Origin of the sequence: Synechococcus sp. B60.1 (assembly GCF_047462555.1) — a bacterium.
In the GTDB taxonomy this organism is placed as follows: Bacteria; Cyanobacteriota; Cyanobacteriia; order Thermostichales; family Thermostichaceae; genus Thermostichus.
On the sequence record NZ_JANSJN010000142.1, the window covers coordinates 1 to 2,696 of the forward strand.

The window sequence follows — 2,696 nt, forward strand, 5'->3', positions numbered from 1 at the left end:
TCACCCTAGGGATGGCTACTGTCTCCAAGAGGCTTTCTAGGGCTGGGATCCAGAGAGTCTTCCCCAGATCTTTGGAAGGGGCGGTGAGGGCTTGCCTCTCGCTTTTTGCCAGAGAGCTGCGCCTAGCGGTTGGCCTGGGGAATGAGGATTTGCTGCAAGGCTTCTTTTAAGTGGGGATATTGGAAGGTGAAACCCAGCTGCAGCGCGGCCTGAGGGATCACCCTCTGCCCCGTCAGAACCACCTGAGCCGCTTCGCCCAGCAGCAGTTCTAGGGCCAGCGCCGGCACCGGCAGCCACGAGGGGCGGGCCAAAACTTGTCCCAAAGTGCGGCAGAACTCTTCCATCTGCACAGGGTTGGGGGCAGTGGCGTTGAAGACGCCGGATCCCTGCTGCAGTAGGAAGCAGACCAGGCTTACCCAGTCGTCGCGGTGGATCCAGGAGACCCACTGCTTGCCAGAGCCAAGGGGGCCGCCGAGGAAAAACTGAAAGGGGGCAAGCATTTGGGCCAGGGCTCCCCCAGCGGGCCCCAGGACAATCCCCGTGCGCAGGATGGCCAGGCGGATCCCCAGCTCCTCCGCCGGGCGGGCGGCGGCTTCCCAGGCTTGACAGACTTCTGCCAAAAAGCCCTGGCCTGGCGGAGCCGCCTCCGTTAGGGGATCCCCTTCGGGTCGGGAGCCGTAGTAACCCACTGCCGAGCTGTTGATCAGCACCTGGGGCTTTGGGTCGAGGGAGGCAAGAGCCTGGACGAGAGCCTGGGTGGTTTCCACGCGGCTGCGGCGGATTTCTCTTTTCTTGGCTTCTGTCCAGCGGGAAGAGGCCAGGGGCTCCCCGGCCAGGTTGACAACGGCCTCGTACCCTTCCAGAGCTGAGGCCCAGGCTTGCGGTTGGTAGGGATCGTACCCCAGCAGCTTAAGGTTGGGGGATGCTCCCAGAACGCGGCGGGCCTGCTCAGGGCGGCGGCTCAAGACCAACACCTCATCTCCCCGCTCCAGCAGGCGGGCCACCAGGCGGCGCCCGATAAAACCACTCCCGCCCGTGATGGCAATGCGCATAGGACTTTCCTTCTCCAACTCCCTGGGATCTGTGCAGAGCATTCCCCCCTTGAACCTCTAGCCTAGCGCGTCTGCAGTCTTGGCCGTGGTCGTCTTGCGGGAATTGCAAAACCAGCCCAGGCCATGCCGAGTTGGCGCTGAAAAGACGGAAAAGAAAAAAGTCTGGGGCCAGCCCCTGACATACCTGGGAAAATCGGCTTCAATAAGCCCTAGCTGCGCTTCCTGGCAGCAGCAGCGGTTCCTTATCCCCTTACCTTCTTCCCTTTACCCGTGGCACCCAAGTCTTCTTCCCGCACTCCGGCTCGCCCCTTGCCTCTACAGGTGGAGCAGGTTGCTGGGCCTGGGCTGCCCCTTTCCAGTCGCTCCCAGGGATCCCTAGTCCGAGCAGGGAGGCAAGGAGCGCTGGTTGCCAGCCAGCCAACGATCCCCGTTCGAGCTTCTCGCTCCAGAAGCTTGTCCTATCTGCGGAAACGACCGGTGCCAGAGCCGCAAACCTGGGAAGTGGTCTGTCGCATCGGGGTAAACTTCCTCTTTACCGCGGCTGCCCTCGGCGGCCTGTATCGTCTCTTGCCAGTACAGTTGGCCCAGCACCACCGCCTGCAGGTTTTGGAGCATCACATCGAAATTCTCTCAACCCGGCTTTCTCGGCTGCAGGAAGAAGTGGATCGCGGCATGGATCCCCTTCAACGACAGGCTCTGATCAAAGAACGTCTCAACCGCGTGCCGCCCGATCAAATCCAGGTGCGCCTGGTGGATCCCAGTAGCCTGGTGGCCGACGAGGAGAAGAATGTTTCCCCTGCCTGGATCGGACAATCTCCCCAGCCGCTTGGGAGACCGTAGCTGACCTAGCTAGTAGGACTGCTTCAAGAGCAAGGCCACCTCTTTGGCAAAGTAGGTGAGGATCATGTCAGCGCCGGCTCGCTTCATAGCCAAGAGCGATTCCATCATCACTTTCTTGCCGTCGATCCAGCCCTTTTGCTCGGCAGCCTTAATCATGGCGTATTCGCCGCTCACGTTGTAGGCGGCCACGGGCAGATCCGTCGCTTCCTTGACCCGATAGATGATGTCCAGGTAGGCCAAGGCCGGCTTCACCATCACCATATCGGCCCCTTCGGCCTCGTCCAGCTCCACCTCCCTGAGGGCCTCGCGGGCGTTGGCGGGATCCATCTGATAGGTTTTCTTGTCCCCCCACTTGGGCGCAGATCCCAGGGCATCGCGGAAGGGGCCGTAGAAGGCAGAGGCATACTTGGCGGAGTAGGCCAGGATGGCCACGTCGGTATAGCCCTGCTCATCTAGGGCTTCGCGAATGGCGCCAACGCGACCGTCCATCATATCAGAGGGGGCAACAACGTCGGTTCCCGCCTCTGCTTGGGAGAGGGCCTGCTTGACCAACACCTCCACCGTCTCGTCGTTGAGGATCACCCCATCCCGCACAATGCCATCGTGGCCGTCACTGTTGTAAGGATCCAAGGCTACGTCCGTCACCACCAGGATTTCGGGGATCTCCTGCTTGATCCGCCGCACCGCCCGCTGGATCAACCCTTCTGGGTTAAAGGACTCCCGCCCCGTGGGGTCTTTCTTTTCTTCGGGCACCACCGGGAAGAGGGCCACAGCCGGGATCCCCAAGTTGGCCGCCTCCTCCAC

Annotated in this window: 3 protein-coding genes; 1 reads left to right on the forward strand and 2 read right to left on the reverse strand. The window is 61.7% G+C overall.

Annotation, left to right across the window (positions count from 1 at the left end; all coding sequences use genetic code 11):
• Positions 1-122 precede the first annotated feature (122 nt).
• Positions 123-1,052, reverse strand: coding sequence for a TIGR01777 family oxidoreductase (locus NW863_RS12260; RefSeq protein WP_414366685.1), 930 nt, complete (start codon positions 1,050-1,052; stop codon positions 123-125).
• Between the two features lie 477 nt (positions 1,053-1,529).
• Between NW863_RS12260 and NW863_RS12265 the strand changes: the two genes are divergently transcribed.
• The gene (locus NW863_RS12265; protein WP_414366687.1) at positions 1,530-1,892 is read left to right on the forward strand and encodes a hypothetical protein; all 363 of its coding nucleotides are present in this window, start codon (positions 1,530-1,532) and stop codon (positions 1,890-1,892) included.
• Between the two features lie 9 nt (positions 1,893-1,901).
• On the opposite strand, the gene hemB is transcribed toward NW863_RS12265, so the two are convergent.
• Positions 1,902-2,696, reverse strand: a 795-nt coding sequence (hemB, locus tag NW863_RS12270; protein ID WP_414366689.1) for a porphobilinogen synthase, incomplete at its 5' end; no start/stop codon positions are given.

Coding starts and splice junctions, on each gene's coding strand:
- NW863_RS12260 (WP_414366685.1), bottom strand. CDS start 1,052: ATGCGCATTGCCATCACGGGCGGGAGTGGTTTTATCGGGCGCCGCCTG.